Genomic DNA, 19,280 nt, shown 5'->3' on the forward strand with positions numbered 1-19,280 from the left:
AGAATTGAATCAATGCCGCATATTCTGATCGTCGAAGACGAAACCATCATCCGCTCAGCCTTGCGTCGCCTGCTCGAACGGAACCAGTACCAGGTCAGTGAAGCCGGCTCGGTACAGGAGGCTCAGGAACGCTTCAGCATTCCGACCTTCGACCTGATCGTCAGCGATCTGCGCTTGCCAGGCGCCCCGGGTACCGAACTGATCAAGCTTGGCCAGGGAACGCCTGTGCTGATCATGACCAGCTACGCCAGCCTGCGTTCTGCGGTCGACTCCATGAAGATGGGGGCGGTCGACTACATCGCCAAACCCTTCGACCATGACGAGATGCTGCAGGCAGTGGCGCGCATCCTGCGTGATCGGCAGAGCGCTCCGGCGGCACCTTCCGAACGTGTAAATGGCAAGCCAGCCGCCAGTGACAAGGCCGGCAGTGAAAGTGCCAATGGCGAGATCGGCATTATCGGCTCGTGCCCACCGATGCAAGATCTCTACAGCAAGATCCGTAAAGTCGCGCCCACCGACTCCAACGTCCTGATTCAAGGCGAGTCGGGTACCGGTAAAGAGCTGGTCGCTCGCGCCCTGCACAACCTGTCGCGACGCGCCAAGGCGCCGATGATCTCGGTAAACTGCGCAGCGATTCCGGAAACCCTCATCGAGTCCGAACTCTTCGGCCACGAGAAAGGCGCGTTCACCGGCGCCAGTGCCGGGCGCGCAGGCCTGGTTGAAGCCGCCGATGGCGGCACGCTTTTCCTGGATGAAATTGGCGAGCTGCCGCTGGAAGCCCAGGCTCGCCTGCTGCGTGTCCTGCAGGAAGGCGAAATCCGCCGGGTCGGTTCGGTACAGTCGCAGAAGGTTGATGTGCGCCTGATCGCCGCTACCCACCGCGACCTGAAGAACCTGGCCAAAGTCGGCCAGTTCCGTGAAGACCTTTACTACCGACTGCACGTCATCGCCCTGAAGCTGCCTGCGCTGCGGGAACGGGGTGCCGACGTCAATGAAATTGCCAATGCCTTCCTCGCTCGGCAGAGCGCACGTATCGGCCGCAATGACCTGAGGTTTGCTCACGACGCAGAAATGGCGATACGTCACTACTCCTGGCCAGGTAACGTGCGTGAACTGGAAAACGCCGTGGAGCGTGCCGTCATCCTTTGCGAGAGCCCAGAGATTTCTGCCGACCTGCTGGGTATCGATATCGAGCTGAGCGATCTGGAAGACGACGATGAGAACTTCGGTGGCCTGCCAGCAGCCGGCACGCAGGCCAACAACAGCCATGAGCCCATGGAAGACCTGTCGCTGGAAGACTACTTCCAGCACTTCGTGCTCGAGCACCAGGACCATATGACTGAAACCGAACTGGCACGCAAGCTGGGGGTCAGCCGCAAGTGCCTGTGGGAACGACGCCAGCGCTTGGGAATACCTCGACGCAAGAGCAGCGCAACCAACGAGGGCTGATACGCTTCAGCTGTCACCGTGCCATTGGGCAGGTAACATAAGATTCACGTGACAGACTGTTACCGCAACATGAAGACGTAACAAAAACCGGGGCTTACGGTAACGAAACCCCGGTTTTTTTTCGGCGGCAAAACGGACCAAAACCGGCGTAAGCCCTTGTTTTACTGGGTTTCACAAAAGTTGGCACGGCACCTGCTATATGTTTGGTACAAGAACAATAACAAGCACTGCAAAAGACAATAAAAATAAGACGAATCGGCTCACGCACAATAAGAACAAGACGGCGGAGGCGCAGCTAACTGATTCTTTTGGAGAGGAGTTGTGTTTTGGGGCTTGCCCCACAACCAGGCAGAGAACAACAAAAACTGCACTAAAGCAGCGCCTACACTGGTTGGATCGACAGATCACCGCAACCTCAGCGACCAAAGCAATCCGTTTGCTCTTGGCCCCCGAATAGGGGGACGCTCTACAAGCCTCGGCTTTGTAGACAGGGCACTCAACAAAAACAAGAAGCCCAGAAGAAAAATAAAAAGAGCACGCAACTACATTCCAGGGGAGCTTCGGCTCCCCTTGTAGTTTTCCTACCTGTACCCCCTCATGCTGTTGCCTACACCATTCCCAGAGTAAATGCTAGAATCCCCGCCTATCATGCGGCCATTCTTCGTTTATGGCTGAAAATTCCTTCAAACAGTGCATCCCATGCTGAAGAAGCTGTTCCAGTCGTTCCGTCCCCCCGTTCGTGGCCCGCACCACCAGCGCACCACGCCTGAAGTGATTAATAGCAGTCAACATTCGCTGCAACGTGGCCAATTCAGTCGTCATGCGGTGAGCATCGTCGAGCGTCTGCAAAACGCCGGCTACCAGGCCTATCTGGTCGGCGGCTGCGTGCGCGACCAGCTTCTGGGCATTACGCCGAAAGACTTCGACGTCGCCACCAGCGCCACCCCCGAGCAAGTGCGTGCGGAGTTCCGCAACGCCCGAGTCATTGGCCGTCGCTTCAAACTGGTTCACGTCCACTTTGGCCGTGAAATCATTGAAGTCGCGACCTTCCGCGCCAACCACCCTGAAAGCGAAGAGGAAAACAACCACCAGTCCTCACGCAACGAGAGTGGGCGCATCCTGCGCGATAACGTCTACGGCACATTGGAAGAAGACGCGCAGCGCCGCGACTTCACCATCAATGCGCTGTATTACGATCCGATCAGCGAGCGCATTCTCGATTATGCCAACGGCGTACACGATATTCGTAACCGCTTGATCCGCCTGATTGGCGACCCGACCCAGCGCTACCAGGAAGACCCGGTACGCATGCTGCGCGCGGTGCGCTTCGCCGCCAAGCTGAACTTCGGCATCGAGAAGCACACCGTCGCACCGATTCGCCAACTGGCGCCGATGCTGCGTGAGATTCCGTCTGCACGCCTGTTCGAGGAAAGCCTCAAGCTGTTCCTCTCCGGCCAGGCCGCCGATACGTTCGAGATGCTGGTCGACCTGCAACTGTTCGATCCACTGTTCCCGGCCAGCGCCCAGGCACTGGAAGACCATCCGACCTACACCCATACCTTGATCAGCCAAGCGTTGATCAACACGGATCTACGGGTCAAACAAGGCAAGCCGGTAACCCCGGCCTTCCTTTTCGCTGCCATGCTCTGGCCTGCCCTGCCAACACGTGCGCTGCATTTGCAGAGCCGAGGCATGCCGCCTATCCCGGCCATGAACGAAGCGGCGCACGAACTGATCAGCGAACAGTGCCAACGCATCGCAATCCCCAAGCGTTTCACCATGCCCATCCGTGAAATCTGGGACATGCAGGAGCGCCTGCCACGGCGCAGCGGCAAACGTGCCGACCTGTTACTGGACAACCCGCGCTTCCGTGCCGGCTATGACTTCCTGCTGCTGCGCGAAAGTGCGGGCGAGGACACCGATGGTCTTGGCCAATGGTGGACTGACTATCAGGAGTGCAACGAAAGTGAGCGTCGCGACATGATCCGCGAACTCGGCAGCCGCGATGAGGGTGCTGGCGCAGGCCCACGCAAACGCAAGCGCAGTGGCAGCAAACGCAAGCGCGCCGACGGCGCTGCGGGCGAGTAAACATGCCTCGCGTCTATATTGGTCTGGGCAGCAACCTGGACGATCCCCGCCAGCAGCTTGAGAGCGCCCTGCAATCGCTCGAGCAGCTGCCAGCGACTGATCTGGTTGCCGTGTCCAGCTTCTACACCAGCGACTCGCTCTCACCAGGCCAGCCACGCTACACAAATGCCGTGGCGGCACTGGACAGCGCGCTGGAGCCTATTGCCCTGCTCGATGCCCTGCAATCCATAGAAAACGCCCAGGGCCGCGTTCGTAAAGAGCGCTGGGGGGCACGAACCCTTGACCTGGATATCCTGCTCTACGGTGACCAGGTTATCGATGAACCACGGCTCAAGGTGCCGCATTACCACATGCAGGCGCGTCCGTTCGTACTCTACCCGCTGGCAGAACTGGTACCTGCCGACTTCCTGCTGGCCGACCAGCGCCCGCTCGCCCAACTGCTGGCCGATTGCCCGTTCGTCGGTCTGGAGCGCCTGTAACCGGGCGTTCCCCCACACGGTAACGCCCGTAACAGTGCATTCGTAACAATGCGGTAACAGGGTAATTGACTTAAGCCCCCTCGCTCACGACTATAGGCGTCCCGTGGCGCCCAAGCGCCGCAAAAAGGCGTATATAGGCCTGGAACAGGTCGTATTTCAAACACCACAATCGATGATGTGCTGTTCCAGAAGATGAATACACGCGTTGTACGCAGTCGTTTTTCACAGCGCCTGAACGAGGATTCCTTTTCATGCCAGATGTAACCCTGACCACCCTGCAGAGCCTAAAGCTCAAGGGTGAGAAAATTGCCATGCTGACGTGCTATGACGCAACGTTCGCCCAGGCATGCTGCCGCGCCGGCGTAGAAATACTGCTGGTAGGCGACTCGCTGGGCATGGTCCTGCAGGGCCACGACAGCACCTTGCCCGTCACCAACGCCGAAATGGCCTACCACGTAAGCAGCGTCAAACGTGGTAACGAAGGCGCACTGATTCTGGCCGACCTGCCGTTCATGGCGTATGCCACCACTGAACAGGCGTTCGCCAACAGCGGCGCACTAATGCAGGCCGGCGCCCATATGGTCAAAATCGAAGGCGCAGCCTGGCTGGCTGACACCATTCGTCTGCTGGCCGAACGCGGTGTACCTGTGTGCGCACATATGGGCCTGACACCACAAGCGGTGAACATACTCGGCGGTTACAAGGTCCAGGGTCGCCAGGAAAACCAGGCCCGACAAATGCGTGCCGATGCCATTGCCCTGGAACAAGCCGGCGCCGCGATGCTGCTGCTGGAGTGTGTCCCAAGCGAACTGGCCGCCGAAATCACCCAGGCAGTAAAAATACCCGTCATCGGTATTGGCGCAGGCAGTGCCACCGACGGCCAGGTACTGGTCATGCATGACATGCTCGGCCTATCCCTCAGTGGTCGTGTACCCAAGTTCGTGAAGAACTTCATGGCTGGCCAGAGCGATATTCAGAGCGCCTTGCAGGCGTATGTCAAAGAGGTCAAGGACGTCACTTTCCCAGGCAGCGAACACGGGTTCAGTGCATGAATACAGTCAAAACCGTCCGCGAGCTGCGCGCCGCCGTAGCGCGGGCACGCAGCGAAGGCAAACGCATTGGCTTCGTACCGACCATGGGCAACCTGCACAGCGGGCATGCTGCACTCGTGGCCAAGGCTGCGCAGCGGGTTGATTTCGTGGTTGCCAGCATCTTCGTCAACCCGCTGCAGTTCGGCGCGGGCGAAGACCTCGACAAATACCCTCGCACGCTTGCCGCCGACCAGGAAAAGCTGCTGGAAGCAGGCTGTCATCTATTGTTTGCCCCTTCCGTCGAGGAAATGTATCCCGAGGGCATGGCAGGACAAACCCGTGTTTCTGTTCCACAGCTGTCAGAAGGCCTTTGCGGCGCAAGCCGACCAGGGCACTTTGAAGGTGTAGCCACCGTGGTCAGCAAGTTGTTCAACATGGTTCAGCCAGACCTGGCGGTGTTCGGCCAGAAGGACTTCCAGCAACTGGCCGTGATCCGCGCACTGGTCCGTGATTTGAACATGCCGATCCAGATCATCGGCGAACCCACTGTGCGTGCCCCTGATGGCCTGGCGCTGTCGTCACGCAACGGTTACCTGAACGATGAACAACGCGCCTGTGCACCCGCGCTGTACCGCACCCTGACGCAGATGGCCGAAGCCATCAAACAGGGCTCGTGCGATTTCCAGGCCCTGATTGCCCAGGGCCAGGAGCAACTGCAAAAGGCCGGCTTCCGTCCCGATTACCTTGAAGTTCGCCATGCGATCAGCCTGCGCCCTGCCACCGCTGAAGACCGTGACCTGGTGATCCTGGTCGCTGCGTTTCTAGGCGCAACCCGCTTGATCGACAACCTGCACCTGAATCTCGACGACAAGCCTTAGCGCCATGTTGCCCGGCCCCCTGGGTTCGGGCACACTGCCGCCGCTCGCGGGGCCGGAAGGCTCCGTGTACCCGCGCGAGAACCTGACCAAGGAATCCCCCCATGCACGCCATCATGCTCAAGGCCAAACTGCATCGCGCAGAAGTCACCCATGCCGTACTCGACTACGAGGGCTCCTGCGCCATCGACGGGCTCTGGCTGGACCTGGCCGGTATTCGTGAGTACGAACAAATCCAGATCTACAACGTCGACAACGGCGAGCGCTTCACCACCTACGCCATTCGCGGCGAAGAAGGCTCCCGGATGATCTCGGTCAATGGTGCAGCTGCACACAAGGCCAAAGTCGGCGACCGCGTAATCATCTGCGCCTATGCCCATTACAGTGAAGCAGAACTGCACAACTTCAAACCGCGCATGCTATACATGGCGCCAGGGAATGAGCTGAGCCACACCAGCCATGCCATTCCGGTTCAGTTGGACTGAGCCACCGGCTCAGCCAGGCCAACGGCAGGTTCGTGTGCAATCTTTTCAGACGAGCCTGCAAACGGACCGACCTTTTCAGTGTCCAAGGCAGTTCCAGCAATAAGGAAAATCTGCAGCGATGGCGTACTACCGCACCCCTCATGACGTTACCGCCCTGCCGGCTTGGCAGGCGCTCCAGCAGCACCGCGAAGCCATGCAGAATTTCAGCATGCGCGAGGCCTTCAACGCCGATCCACAGCGCTTCAACCAATTTTCTCTGAGCTGTTGCGGCCTGTTCCTCGACTACTCGAAAAACCTGATCAACGCCCAGACCCGCAACCTGCTGGTAGGGCTGGCCGATGAAGTGGGCCTGCAGGATGCGATAAAGTCGCTGTTCGCCGGCGAGATCCTCAACGCTTCGGAAGGTCGCCCAGCGCTGCACACCGCGCTACGCCGTCCGGTAGGCGACAAATTGAGCGTCAACGGCGTCAACATCATGCCCGAGGTGCATAAGGTCCTTAACCAGGTAACCGAACTGGTTGGGCGGATTCACGACGGCTTGTGGCGTGGTTATACCGAAAAGCCGATTACCGACGTTGTGAACATCGGCATTGGCGGGTCCTTCCTTGGCCCCGAACTGGTCTCTGAAGCCCTCTTGCCTTATGCCCAGCGGGGCGTGCGCTGCCACTACCTGGCCAATATCGACGGCAGCGAGTTTCATGAGCTGTCGGCCAACCTGCGCGCCGAGACCACACTGTTCATCGTCTCGTCAAAGTCTTTCAACACCCTCGAAACCCTGAAAAACGCCCAGGCCGCACGCGCTTGGTACTTGGCCCAGGGTGGCTCGGAAGTAGAACTTCACCGACACTTCATCGCCGTTTCCAGTAACAAGACAGCAGCCATCGCTTTCGGCATTCGCGAAGAGAACATCTTCCCGATGTGGGACTGGGTAGGTGGCCGTTATTCGCTGTGGTCGGCCATCGGCCTGCCTATTGCCCTGGCCATTGGCATGGCCAACTTCAAGGAGCTGCTGTCCGGTGCCTACACCATGGACCAGCACTTCCAGAGCGCCCCATTCGAACAGAACATGCCTGTGCTGTTGGCACTTCTGGGCGTCTGGTACGGCAACTTCTGGGGAGCGCAAAGCCACGCGATCCTGCCGTACGACCACTACCTGCGCAACATCACCAAGCACCTGCAGCAGTTGGATATGGAGTCCAACGGCAAGAGCGTGCGCCAGGACGGAACCCCGGTTAACCACGATACCGGCCCCGTCATCTGGGGTGGTGTCGGTTGCAACGGTCAGCACGCCTACCATCAGTTGCTGCACCAGGGCACCCAACTGATTCCAGCGGACTTCATCGTCCCGGTGGTCAGTTTCAACCCGGTTGCCGACCACCACCAGTGGCTGTACGCCAACTGCCTGTCGCAGAGCCAGGCCCTGATGCTCGGTAAGACCCGCGCTGAAGCCGAAGCAGAACTGCGCGAGAAAGGCCTGGCCGAAACCGAAATCCAGAAGCTGGCACCGCACAAGGTGATCCCGGGCAACCGTCCGAGCAACACCTTGGTTGTAGAGCGTATCAGCCCACGCCGTTTGGGCGCGCTGGTGGCCATGTATGAACACAAAGTGTTCGTGCAGAGCGTCATCTGGGGTATCAACGCCTTCGACCAGTGGGGTGTTGAATTGGGCAAGGAGCTCGGCAAAGGCGTCTACCAGCGCCTCACCGGTGGCATCGAAGAGCCTGCTGAAGATGCCTCGACCCAAGGTCTGATCAACTACTTCCGCGGCCGCCACCGCGGCTGATCACCCTTCCTGCCCTTGGTCGCCAGTGCGACCGGGGGCAGTGAAGCGCACCGCAACGACGGTGCCGCAAGGACGTTATGGAAGCCCTTCGTCGCCGTATCGAGACCCAACTGCTTAGCATGACCGGCCTGGCGCTGGGGCAACTGGACCTGGAACACCCCAAAGGTGATCCCGGGCTGTTTGGCCCAAACAGTATCTGCTGGCGCGTGCATGGCGACTTTCCGAGCATGCTGATCGGTGGCATCAGCGCCCTCCTGTTGCAAGTCTTGCACCCACTGGCACTGGCCGGGGTCTGGGACCATTCGAGCTTTCGCCAAGACATGATCGGCCGTCTGCGCCGTACCAGCCAGTTCATCTCCGGGACGACATTCGGCTCAACCCGCGACGCCGAGTGGCTGATCGATAAAGTACGGACCATTCATCTGCAGGTCGTCGGCACCGCCGCCGATGGGCGCCCCTATGCCGCCAGCGACCCCGACCTGCTGACCTGGGTACACGTCGCCGAAGTCAGCAGTTTTCTCGCCGCACACCTGCGTTACCGCAATCCTCGGATGAGCCTCGCTGACCAGGATGCCTACTACGACGAAATTGCCTTGGTCGCCGAACGCCTGGGCGCACGCAATGTGCCCCGCTCGCGCCAGGCTATTGCCGAATACCTGCACGCCATGCGCCCACAACTGGCGTGCGATGCACGCAGCCGCGAAGTGGTTCGCCTGCTGCTTGATGCCCCTGCGCCGAGCCGGCAGGCCAAGCCCGTTGGCGCCGTGATGATGCGGGCAGGCATCGACCTGTTAGCGCCATGGGCCAGTGCCATGCATGGATTCTCACCGAGCCTGCTAGAGCGCCGACTGGTCCGCCTGGGGGTTGCCGGTGTTGCCCCGGTGCTACGCTGGGCCATGCGCGACAGCTCCAAGCACCGTGCACACCGACGCATGGGACTCAGCTGAGCGTCAGCCAGCGGGCGTGCACGCCTCATACTTTGGTGATTGGCAGGCGCCTGGCCATCTGTGCCACCATGCCTACCAACAAAGCCCAAAGCAGGCTTTTGCCGTTCCGATACCACATCCAACAAGACTAAGGACCTGTGCCATGCAAGATGTTGTGATCGTTGCCGCCACCCGTACCGCCATTGGTAGCTACCAAGGAGCACTGGCCGCTATTCCAGCCGTTGATCTGGGGGCTGCGGTTATCAGCCAGCTGCTGACACAGACCGGCCTGGACGCCGAACTCGTAGACGAAGTCATCTTCGGCCAGGTTCTGACCGCCGGTGCCGGTCAGAACCCTGCCCGCCAAGCCGCGATCAAGGCTGGGCTGCCCCACGCCGTGCCCGCCCTGACACTCAACAAGGTATGTGGCTCTGGGCTCAAAGCCGTGCACTTGGCTGCGCAAGCGATTCGGTGTGGCGATGCCGACGTGGTCATCGCGGGCGGACAGGAAAACATGAGCCTTGCCAACTATGTCATACCTGGTGCGCGCACCGGCCTGCGCATGGGCCACAGCTCATTGATCGACAGCATGATCAGTGATGGCTTGTGGGACGCTTTCAACGACTACCACATGGGCATCACCGCCGAAAACCTGGTCGAAAAGTACGGCCTGAGCCGCGAGGAGCAGGACGCCTTCGCAGCGGCCTCCCAGCAGAAAGCCAGCGTAGCCATTGAAAGCGGTCGTTTCATTGAAGAAATCACCCCGATCCTGATCCCGCAACGCAAAGGCGATCCGATCGCGTTCGCCACTGACGAGCAGCCCCGCCCGGGCACTACCGCTGAGTCGTTGAGCAAGCTCAGGCCCGCCTTCAAGAAAGATGGCAGTGTCACGGCGGGCAATGCGTCGTCACTCAATGATGGTGCTGCCGCCGTGCTGCTGATGAGTGCCGCTAAAGCCCAGGAACTGGAGCTGCCGGTACTGGCCCGTATCACCGCCTATGCAAACGCCGGCGTTGACCCTGCAATCATGGGCATTGGCCCTGTAAATGCCACTCGACGCTGCCTTGAAAAAGCCGGCTGGTCGTTGTCAGACCTGGACCTGATAGAAGCCAACGAAGCCTTCGCCGCCCAAGCGTTGTCCGTCGGTAAAGAGCTGGGCTGGGATGCCGCCAAGGTCAATGTCAACGGTGGTGCCATTGCATTGGGGCACCCTATTGGTGCTTCCGGTTGCCGGGTACTGGTCACCCTGTTGCACGAAATGATCAAGCGTGATGCCAGGAAAGGGCTGGCAACGCTGTGCATCGGTGGTGGCCAGGGTGTGGCCCTGACGATCGAACGCTGATGTACGCCGGAGAGGCTCACCCTGGGCCTCTCCTGTTAAACTGCAGCCCCGAATACCAAGGCTACGTGCATGTCCCTCTTGAATCAGGCGCTGCGCGCCGCCCTCGACCCCCGCAACGGCCTTCTCGCCGAACTCCATGCCCAAGGGACCGACTGCTACCGGCTGTTCCATGGAAGCCAGGAAGGCGCTGCCGGCCTGACCGTAGACCGCTATGGCCCGCAGTTGCTGGTACAGAGCTTTCACCAGACCCTCGATCACGATGCCCTGCTCGACCTGCATGCTACCGTCGAGCAATCACTTGGCCTGGAGCTGCTGCTGGTCTACAACGACCGCTCCCAAGGCAACAGTCGTATCGACCGTCGAGACCCGGCCTACCAGGCCAGCGAGGCGGCCCTGGCCGATCATGTCGGCCATGAGTGGGGGCTGAACTATCGGGTACGTGGCCGTCACTCGGGGCAGGATCCGCTGTTGTTTCTCGATTTGCGCAATGCCCGTGGCTGGATCAAGCAGAACAGCGCCGGCAAGCGCGTACTGAACCTGTTTGCCTATACCTGTGGGGTTGGCTTGAGTGCCGCCGCAGGGGGTGCCCGTGAGGTCTGCAACCTGGATTTCGCCGAAGGCAACCTGGCTGTAGGTCGCGAAAACGCAGCCCTGAACCCAACGCTTGCGCCCATGGAGTTCATACAGTCCGACTACTTCCCGGCGATCCGCCAGTTGGCCGGGCTACCCGTCAGCCAACGACGCGGTCACAAACTGCCGCCCTACCCGCGACTGGAACCACGGCAATTCGATCTGGTATTTCTCGACCCGCCTGCCTGGGCAAAGAGTGCCTTCGGCACCGTCGACCTGTTGCGAGACTATCAAAGCCTGCTCAAGCCGGCGCTGTTGAGCACTGCCGAAGGAGGTGTGCTGGTCTGCTGTAACAACCTGGCCAAGGTCAGCCTCGACGACTGGCGCGCACAGGTGCTGCGCTGCGCCGAGAAAAACAACCGGCCAGTGCGCGAGTGGCAGGTTCTGACACCGGCTGCCGACTTCCCGTCCATGGATAACCAACCACCGCTAAAGACCTTGATTCTGCACCTTTGAAATAGACGTTTACGCACGAAAGAGGTGATTTGGCGCTATCTTCGGAACCGAATTATCGTGCCATACTCCAACCACTTCCGTTAGATACAGACGACGCCGCACATGCCCAAAGGAATGAAACGCGCCCTCGGCGCCTTGTTGGCCGCTCTGGCCCTTTACAGCCTGCTTGGTTTCCTGATTCTCCCCGGCGTCGCCTTGCGAATTGCTAACCAGCAATTAGCCAACTACGCCACGCTACCTGCCAAGCTGCAGCGCGTGGAACTCAACCCGTTCAGCCTGGAGCTGACACTCTGGGGCTTGCAGATCGGTGAGCCGGGCAAGGAGCAGGTCGGCTTTGAACGTTTGTATGCCAACCTGCAGCTCGACAGCCTGTGGAGCGGCGCGCTTCACCTGGCGAACGTCGAACTGGACAAGCCACGTACCGAACTGCTGTTTGCCAAGGACGGCAGCCTCAATCTGACCCAACTCTTCAAGCTGCCGCCCAGCCAGCCAAAAGCCGAAACGCCTGCGAGCGAGCCCTTCCCGCTGCGTATTGGCAGCATCAAACTCAACGCCGGTTACCTGCATTTCGAAGACCTGCGACCCAGCGAACCCATCGAATTTCTCTACGACTCGATGGACCTGGAACTGAAGAACCTCAGCACCCTGCCCGACGACAGCACGGACATGACCCTGGTCGCCGCAGGCCCCAAGGGCGGCCGGATCGACTGGCAGGGTACGTTCAGCCTGGTGCCCATCGCCTCTGAAGGCACGCTGAAGTTTACTGACGGCAAGATGAAGCTCGTCTGGCCTTATGTCCGAGATATAGTGCCGTTGGTACTTGAAGACGGGCGTGTCAGCTTTGAGACCCACTACAAACTGAACCTGTCCAAGGAAACCGAGCTGCTGCTCGACAACACCTCGCTTCAGATCGCGCCGTTTGCAGTCAATGCGCCCGATGGCAGGCCATTGGTACGCCTGGCCAGCCTGTCGGTCAGCGAAACGTCGATTGACCTGGCCAAGCAGTTGGTCACCGTTGGCAAGATTCGCAGCGAGAAACTGGAAACCTGGGCAGCCCTTGAAGCCGATGGTCAGCTCGACTGGCAGAAGCTGTTCGCCAGCCAGCCAGCCAAGGCAAAACCTGCAGAGAAAACTGAACCGGCCACCGCAACGCCGGCCACCAAAGAGACGACAGGCACCAATACCCCAAGCAAACCATGGCAGGTGTTACTGCGTGACGTTCAGTTGCGCAACTATCAGGTTCATCTGGCTGACCGTACCCACAAGGAACCGGTGGCGCTGGAGGTGGGCCCACTTAACCTGGACCTGCAGAACTTCGACAGCCTCAATCAGTCGCCCTTCACCCTGAAGCTCGATACCGGAGTAGGCAAGCAAGGCAAGCTGCAGGCCTCGGGTGACGTCAATCTGGCACCTGTCAGCAGTAAACTGAATGTCGTTACGCGGGATATCGACCTTCGTGTCGCACAAGCCTATATCAGCCCATTCATTCGCCTTGAGCTACGCAGCGGCATGCTCAACAGCGATCTCGACGTCGACCTCAAGAACACGGCACCGCTGGCCTTCAGTATCACGGGCAAGGCTCAGGTCAATCAGCTGCACACGCTAGACACCATCAAGAACCGCGATTTCGTCAAATGGCAGCAGTTGAATCTGGATGGCCTGGAATATCGTCATGGGGATGCGCTATCGATTGCAAAGGTCAACCTGCAACAGCCCTATGCGCGTTTTATGATCAATGAAGACCGTACCACCAGCGTCGATGACCTGTTGATACCACAACCGGCTGGAAGCCCGCAGAAAGCAAGCAATACGTCCACCAGCAGCGCCAAGCCGCTGGGCATCCACATTGGTGAAATCGCGATCAACGACGGCTCGGCCAACTTCGCCGACTTCAGCCTGACACCCAACTTCGCCACGGCGATCCAGCAACTCAACGGCCGGATCGGCACTATCGACAACCGGCAACCGAAACCTGCCAATGTCGATATCAAAGGTAAGGTCGACCGCTATGCGCCCGTCACTATCAAGGGCGCGCTGAACCCCTTCGACCCCATGGCCAGCCTGGACATCGCCACCAGCTTCAAACGCGTCGAGCTGACCACCCTGACCCCTTACTCGGGCAAATTTGCCGGCTACCGCATCCGCAAGGGTCGCCTGAATCTGGACCTGCATTACCTGATCACCAAGGGCCAGCTCAAGGCCGAGAACAAACTGGTGCTTGAACAACTGCAACTGGGTGAAAAGGTAGACAGCCCTGATGCCGTAGACTTGCCGATTCGCCTTGCCGTCGCACTGCTCAAGGACACCGAAGGCAAAATCTCCATTGAGTTGCCAATCTCCGGCGACTTGAACAACCCTCAGTTCAGCGTGATGCCGATTGTCTGGCAGACATTACGAAACCTCGTCATGCGAGCCGCCCAGGCACCGTTCAAGTTCATTGGCGGGCTCGTCAGTGGCGGCGACGCCCAAGACCTTGGAAGCGTCGCCTTTACTCCAGGCTCAAGTGACTTGAGCAGCGACGCCAAAGGGGCCCTGGACAAACTCGCCAGCGCACTCAAGGCGCGCCCGGAATTGCGCCTGGAAATCGAAGGTACCAGCGCCCAGAGCAGTGACGGCCCGCTGATTGCCGAGCAGCGTCTGGAGCGCGAGTATCAGGCTACCTACTACAAGATGCTGCAACGGCGAGGCGACAAGGTCCCGGCACAAGCCACTCAACTGCAGGTGCCAGATGACGAGAAACCCGCGATGCTTGAGGCGATCTACCGCTCGCGCCTCAAACAACAACCGCCCGCGCAGTGGGAACAGTTGAGCCGTAAAGAGCGCACAGACAACCTGCGCAACGCGGTGATCACGTCGTGGGCTGAAAGCCCCCTGTTGCTGCGTCAACTGGGCCAGGCGCGCGCCAGCAGCATCAAGGATTACCTGGTCGACCAGGGCAAGCTTGAAGACCAGCGCGTGTACTTCGTCGATGCCACGCTGGGGCAAGCCGAAGCCGATGGCCGGGTAATCTCGCAGTTGCATCTGGACTCCGAGTAAGCGCTCCTCAAACGCCTGCTTAAAACCCCGGCTCAATGGCCGGGGTTCAGCTTAATAAGTTCTCAGGCCTTCAGCCGATACCGCCTTAACCCCCTTTATTTTTTTGGCAATCGAGACTGCTGCGTCTTTCTGGGATTGGGTCAAAGGCACCTTTGACGACAGGGAAACTACGCCGCTGTTGGTTTCTACAGAGATGTCCGAACCCGGCACCCCCTTCTCCGTCATCAGGTCTGCTTTGACCTTCGTGGTGATCCAGGTATCGGAAGTAGCCTCTGTTGCCTTGGTCATCTCACCCGCCGCAACCGTCAGCGGCGCTTGAGCAAAAGTCACGTTGGCCAACATCAGCGCGGTAACAGTAGCGGCAGCAATAACGAACTTCTTCATACAAGACACTCCTTTTTGAAGCATGCAGGATGCAAGCACGTACACGGCGAACTCCGCCCATAAAAAAAGGACCCCTTAGGGTCCTTTCTTCAACGCTTTGAGCTTAGACGCCCGAAGCCTTGGCTGCTGCAACATCTTTGATCGACAGCTTGATACGGCCGCGGTTGTCCACGTCCAGTACCAGTACTTCAACTTCCTGACCTTCTTTCAGGATGTCGGTCACTTTCTCGACACGAGCATCGCTCAGCATCGAGATGTGAACCAGACCGTCCTTGCCCGGCAGGATGTTGACGAAGGCACCGAAGTCAACGATGCGCTCAACCTTGCCGACGTAGATCTTGCCGATCTCGGCTTCGGCAGTAATGCTCAGTACGCGCTGGCGAGCCGCTTCTGCCGCATCCTTGGTTTCACCAAAGATCTTGATCGAGCCGTCGTCTTCGATATCGATCGAAGCCTTGGTCTCTTCACAGATAGCACGGATGGTCGCGCCGCCTTTACCGATAACATCACGGATCTTGTCGGTATCAATCTTCATCGCGATCATGGTCGGAGCATTTTCCGACAGTTCGCTACGGGACTGACCAATGACCTGGTTCATCTGACCGAGGATGTTCAGGCGCGCTTCCAGGGCTTGGCCCAGAGCGATTTCCATGATCTCTTCGGTGATGCCGTTGATCTTGATGTCCATCTGCAGCGCGGTAACACCTTTGGCGGTACCGGCTACCTTGAAGTCCATGTCGCCCAGGTGGTCTTCGTCACCCAGGATGTCGGTCAGGATGGCGAACTTCTCGCCTTCTTTAACCAGACCCATGGCGATACCGGCAACCGGTGCCTTCATCGGTACACCAGCGTCCATCAGTGCCAGCGATGCACCACAGACCGAAGCCATGGAGCTGGAACCATTGGACTCGGTGATTTCCGAGACGACACGAATGGTGTACGGGAATACGTCGGCAGCTGGCAGCATGGCCTGAACCGAACGGCGAGCCAGACGGCCGTGACCGATTTCACGACGACCTGCACCACCCATACGACCACACTCACCTACCGAGAACGGAGGGAAGTTGTAGTGCAGCATGAAGGGGTCTTTTTTCTCGCCTTCAAGGGTGTCCAGCAACTGTGCGTCACGGGCAGTACCCAGTGTTGCAACAACCAGAGCCTGGGTCTCGCCACGGGTGAACAATGCCGAACCGTGAGTCTTCGAAAGTACACCGACTTCGATGTTCAGCGGACGGACGGTCTTGGTGTCGCGACCGTCGATACGTGGCTTGCCATTGACGATGTTTTCGCGAACGGTGCGGTATTCGATTTCGCCAAAGATTTCTTTGACTTCACCAGCGCTAGGCTGACCTTCTTCACCGGAGAACTTGGCGACAACCTGGTCACGCAGTTCGCCCAGGCGAGCGTAGCGATCGGCCTTGACGGTGATGGTGTAAGCCTGGGAAACGGCTTCGCCGAACTCGGCGCGGATTGCGTTCAGCAGTTCGGTGTTGGCAACCGGTGCTTTCCAGTCCCAGGTAGGCTTGGCAGCTTCGGCAGCGAGCTCTTTGACGGCCTGGATAACAGCCTGGAACTCGTCATGAGCGAACAGCACAGCGCCCAGCATCTGGTCTTCGGTCAGCTCTTTGGCTTCCGATTCAACCATCAGTACCGCGTCGGAAGTACCGGCAACGACCATGTCCAGGCTCGAGGCAGCCAGTTGCTCGTAAGTTGGGTTCAGCAGGTAGCCGGTGCTTTCGTGGTAAGCAACACGGGCAGCGCCGATCGGGCCATCAAACGGAATACCGGAGATCGCCAGGGCAGCCGAAGTACCGATCATCGCAGCGATGTCCGGATCGGTCTTCTTGCTGGTGGAAACGACGGTGCAGACAACCTGCACTTCGTTCATGAAACCTTCTGGGAACAGCGGGCGGATCGGACGGTCGATCAAACGCGAAGTCAGGGTTTCTTTCTCGGAAGGACGGCCTTCACGCTTGAAGAAACCACCAGGGATCTTGCCGGCGGCGTAGGTCTTTTCCTGATAGTGAACGGACAGAGGGAAAAAGCCCTTGCCTGGATCAGCCTGTTTGGCACCGACCACGGTCACCAGTACGGTGACATCGTTGTCGACGGTGACCAATACGGCGCCGGAGGCTTGACGAGCAATACGGCCCGTCTCGAGGGTAACGGTCGATTGACCGAATTGGAATTTCTTGATTACCGGGTTCACGGTTTCCTACCTTTTTTCAGTGGCTCTAGGGGAACTTGTTCTTGCGAATTCTTGGGCAGAACGGGGAATCGGCCCCATTGACCGTCCAGATAAAACTAGAGGTTGGGAGCCTGCCCTGACTGCGCGGAAACCGCTCAGGCAGAACAGACAGCCAACCTCATAGATACGCGCGGCGTGTTCATCAACCCAGGTACAACGTACCGTGGCTGAAGAATGCAACACGCCGAGCACACCACTGGCCAGGACGCTATTAGCGACGCAGACCCAGACGACCGATCAGGGCGCTGTAACGAGTGGCGTCTTTACCCTTCAGGTAGTCCAGCAGCTTACGACGCTGGTTTACCATACGGATCAGACCACGACGGGAGTGGTGGTCTTTGCCGTTGGCCTTGAAGTGGCCTTGCAGCTTGTTGATGTTGGCGGTCAGCAGCGCAACTTGCACTTCTGGCGAACCGGTGTCACCGGCTGCTTGCTGGTATTCGCCGACGATTTGAGCTTTTTCTTCAACGCTGAGTGCCATCTGGCTTCTCCAAATCAAGGGAAACCGAAACCGGTTTCCAATAGGCCAGGGACGAATCCCTGTATTCATAAAAGTGAGGAGTAACCGTGCCTATTAACAGCCATCCTCTGTCCCGCAGGTATCACGCCGAAGCCTGATACCGTTGGTTTCGATCATTCAGACCGAATCAGTCGACGCGGCGCAATTCGCCCGTCTTCGCTCACTTCACCAATACCGATGAAGCGACCGTTGTGATCCTGTACGCGGACCATGCCGAATTTCGGCGCGTCCGGAGCCCTTACCGGCTGACCATGCAACCAGTAGAAGGCACTGTGCTCGGAAAACTTGAGCAGAGGCCAATCTTGCAGACCGCTATCGGACGGTAACAGAAAGCGATCTACCGCTTCATTACCGCCTTCGGCGTGAACCTGCTCGAGTTCTTCGAGGGTCACAGTCTGTGCCAGGCTGAATGGCCCGGCATGCGTGCGGCGCAGTTCTGCAACATAGGCGCCACAGCCCAACTGCTCTCGCCGATGTCCTCGACCAGGGTACGGATGTACGTACCTTTACTGCAGCCTACCGAAAGACGAGCGCGGCTACCTTCACACTCAAGCAGTTCCAGGCGATCAATAGTAACAGAACGTGCTTCACGCTCCACTACTTCACCTGCGCGTGCCAGCTTGTACAGCGGCTGCCCGTCACGCTTGAGCGCAGAGTACATCGGCGGTATCTGACTGATTTGACCACGAAATTGTGGCAAAACAGCTTCGATATCGGCGCGACCAACGGTCACTTCGCGAGTCTGCAGCACTTCACCTTCAGCATCGGCAGTGCTGGTGGTCATGCCCAATTGCATGACCGTTTCGTAACCCTTGTCAGAATCGAGCAAGTACTGGGAAAACTTCGTCGCCTCACCGAAGCACAGCGGCAATACACCACTGGCCAGTGGGTCGAGGCTCCCCGTATGGCCTGCCTTTTCAGCATTGAGCAGCCAGCGCACCTTCTGCAAAGCGGCGTTGGAGGTAAACCCCAGCGGCTTGTCGAGCAGGATGATGCCACTGACGTTACGACGGATACGCTTGACCTGAGCCACCGCTTACTCCTTGGTGTCCAGGGAAGTACCGCCATCCTGATGCTGGCTGTCTTCTGCTACGGCACGCTCGATCAACGCCGACAGGTGGGCACCACGGGAGACGCTTTCGTCATAGTGGAAGTGCAGTTGCGGCACACTGCGCAACTTCATTTCACGACCGAGTTGCATGCGCAGGAAACCTGCGGCGGAGTTCAGAACTTTCAAGCTCTGCGCGATGTTTTCTGCACCATCCTGCCCCATCACGGTGATGAACACCTTGGCATGGCCAACATCACGACTGACATCGACGGCAGTAATGGTCACCAGACCAACACGCGGATCCTTGACTTCACGACGGATCAGTTGAGCAAGCTCACGCTGCATCTGATCGCCAATACGTTGGGTACGGCTATATTCTTTTGCCATGTTTGCTACCTGTAACTGAAGCGGCAAACGCCCGGCCAGGCTGAAGCCGGACCGGGCGTTGCGTTCAGAGCCGCTGCGGGCGCCTTGCGGCGATCAACATACGGCTCCCA

At 58.9% G+C, this 19,280-nt stretch carries 15 protein-coding genes and 1 pseudogene; 11 read left to right on the plus strand and 5 right to left on the minus strand.

Annotated features, from left to right (window positions below):
* Positions 1 to 12 precede the first annotated feature (12 nt).
* The 11 genes from ACZ9H3_RS12065 (at position 13) to ACZ9H3_RS12115 (ending at position 14,580) form a co-directional block, all read left to right on the plus strand.
* Positions 13 to 1,449, plus strand: a complete 1,437-nt coding sequence (locus ACZ9H3_RS12065; RefSeq protein ID WP_099775813.1) for a sigma-54-dependent transcriptional regulator — start codon at positions 13 to 15, stop codon at positions 1,447 to 1,449.
* Positions 1,450 to 2,148: 699 nt separating this feature from the next.
* Positions 2,149 to 3,537: a polynucleotide adenylyltransferase PcnB gene (locus tag ACZ9H3_RS12070; protein WP_476220906.1), complete on the plus strand. Its 1,389-nt coding sequence runs from the start codon at positions 2,149 to 2,151 to the stop codon at positions 3,535 to 3,537.
* A gap of 2 nt (positions 3,538 to 3,539) precedes the next feature.
* The gene (folK, locus tag ACZ9H3_RS12075; RefSeq protein WP_099775815.1) at positions 3,540 to 4,016 is read left to right on the plus strand and encodes a 2-amino-4-hydroxy-6-hydroxymethyldihydropteridine diphosphokinase; all 477 of its coding nucleotides are present in this window, start codon (positions 3,540 to 3,542) and stop codon (positions 4,014 to 4,016) included.
* A gap of 251 nt (positions 4,017 to 4,267) precedes the next feature.
* Entirely contained in the window at positions 4,268 to 5,068 is an 801-nt protein-coding gene (panB, locus tag ACZ9H3_RS12080; protein WP_099775817.1) for a 3-methyl-2-oxobutanoate hydroxymethyltransferase, read from the plus strand.
* Entirely contained in the window at positions 5,065 to 5,925 is an 861-nt protein-coding gene (gene panC, locus ACZ9H3_RS12085; RefSeq protein ID WP_099775819.1) for a pantoate--beta-alanine ligase, read from the plus strand. The genes panB and panC overlap by 4 nt, the downstream gene beginning before the upstream one ends.
* 101 nt (positions 5,926 to 6,026) lie before the next feature.
* A complete protein-coding gene (gene panD / locus ACZ9H3_RS12090) occupies positions 6,027 to 6,407 on the plus strand; it encodes an aspartate 1-decarboxylase (RefSeq protein ID WP_099775821.1) in 381 nt (126 codons plus the stop codon).
* A gap of 118 nt (positions 6,408 to 6,525) precedes the next feature.
* The gene (pgi, locus tag ACZ9H3_RS12095; RefSeq protein ID WP_065758277.1) at positions 6,526 to 8,190 is read left to right on the plus strand and encodes a glucose-6-phosphate isomerase; all 1,665 of its coding nucleotides are present in this window, start codon (positions 6,526 to 6,528) and stop codon (positions 8,188 to 8,190) included.
* A gap of 77 nt (positions 8,191 to 8,267) precedes the next feature.
* Positions 8,268 to 9,137, plus strand: coding sequence for an oxygenase MpaB family protein (locus ACZ9H3_RS12100; RefSeq protein WP_476220910.1), 870 nt, complete (start codon positions 8,268 to 8,270; stop codon positions 9,135 to 9,137).
* Between the two features lie 142 nt (positions 9,138 to 9,279).
* Entirely contained in the window at positions 9,280 to 10,458 is a 1,179-nt protein-coding gene (locus ACZ9H3_RS12105) for an acetyl-CoA C-acetyltransferase (RefSeq protein WP_476220912.1), read from the plus strand.
* A 69-nt stretch (positions 10,459 to 10,527) separates the two neighbouring features.
* Positions 10,528 to 11,544 (plus strand): class I SAM-dependent rRNA methyltransferase, encoded by a 1,017-nt coding sequence (locus tag ACZ9H3_RS12110; protein WP_476220914.1) that lies wholly within the window; start codon positions 10,528 to 10,530, stop codon positions 11,542 to 11,544.
* A gap of 102 nt (positions 11,545 to 11,646) precedes the next feature.
* Positions 11,647 to 14,580 (plus strand): DUF748 domain-containing protein, encoded by a 2,934-nt coding sequence (locus tag ACZ9H3_RS12115; protein ID WP_476220916.1) that lies wholly within the window; start codon positions 11,647 to 11,649, stop codon positions 14,578 to 14,580.
* 51 nt (positions 14,581 to 14,631) lie between these two features.
* Here ACZ9H3_RS12115 and ACZ9H3_RS12120 read toward each other — a convergent pair whose 3' ends face one another.
* The 5 genes and pseudogenes from ACZ9H3_RS12120 to rbfA all read right to left on the minus strand — a co-directional run bounded on the left by ACZ9H3_RS12120 (position 14,632) and on the right by rbfA (position 19,170).
* A complete protein-coding gene (locus ACZ9H3_RS12120) occupies positions 14,632 to 14,964 on the minus strand; it encodes a BON domain-containing protein (RefSeq protein ID WP_065758272.1) in 333 nt (110 codons plus the stop codon).
* A gap of 103 nt (positions 14,965 to 15,067) precedes the next feature.
* The gene (gene pnp, locus ACZ9H3_RS12125; RefSeq protein ID WP_065758271.1) at positions 15,068 to 17,173 is read right to left on the minus strand and encodes a polyribonucleotide nucleotidyltransferase; all 2,106 of its coding nucleotides are present in this window, start codon (positions 17,171 to 17,173) and stop codon (positions 15,068 to 15,070) included.
* Positions 17,174 to 17,423: 250 nt separating this feature from the next.
* Positions 17,424 to 17,693, minus strand: a complete 270-nt coding sequence (gene rpsO, locus ACZ9H3_RS12130) for a 30S ribosomal protein S15 (protein ID WP_065758270.1) — start codon at positions 17,691 to 17,693, stop codon at positions 17,424 to 17,426.
* A gap of 152 nt (positions 17,694 to 17,845) precedes the next feature.
* Positions 17,846 to 18,765 (minus strand): annotated as a pseudogene (gene truB / locus ACZ9H3_RS12135) (tRNA pseudouridine(55) synthase TruB).
* Positions 18,766 to 18,768: 3 nt separating this feature from the next.
* Positions 18,769 to 19,170, minus strand: a complete 402-nt coding sequence (rbfA, locus tag ACZ9H3_RS12140) for a 30S ribosome-binding factor RbfA (protein WP_065758268.1) — start codon at positions 19,168 to 19,170, stop codon at positions 18,769 to 18,771.
* Between the last annotated feature and the right edge of the window lie 110 nt (positions 19,171 to 19,280).

The organism is Pseudomonas sp. TE3910, from assembly GCF_056279025.1.